Genomic DNA, 280 nt, shown 5'->3' with positions numbered 1-280 from the left:
GGTAAATTTTGCCAATTATTATTAACAAATAAATAATTCCACAGGTAGATTTCGAAAGCTAAATTTCGAATCTACGACCAAACGACGAAACGTCGTTGTACTACCACCTAAGGTACTGTGAAATAATCTTATGCCTGGCGACGTCCTACTCTTGCAGGGACAAAGTCCCAACTACCATCGGCGCTGAAGAGCTTAACTTCTGTGTTCGAGATGGGAACAGGTGTGACCTCTTCGCTATTGCTACCAGACAATTATTCAAATTAAGATATTAGTTATACCC

1 rRNA gene is annotated in these 280 nt (G+C 40.0%); it reads right to left on the bottom strand.

Annotated features, from left to right (window positions below):
• Positions 1–132: 132 nt before the first annotated feature.
• A 5S ribosomal RNA gene (gene rrf / locus ACHABU_RS20755) occupies positions 133–248 on the bottom strand.
• Positions 249–280: the final 32 nt, after the last annotated feature.

Source organism: Oceanobacillus sp. CF4.6 (assembly GCF_051262635.1).
Lineage (GTDB): Bacteria > Bacillota > Bacilli > Bacillales > Amphibacillaceae > Oceanobacillus.
This window is presented reverse-complemented; position numbering and strand designations above follow the sequence as displayed.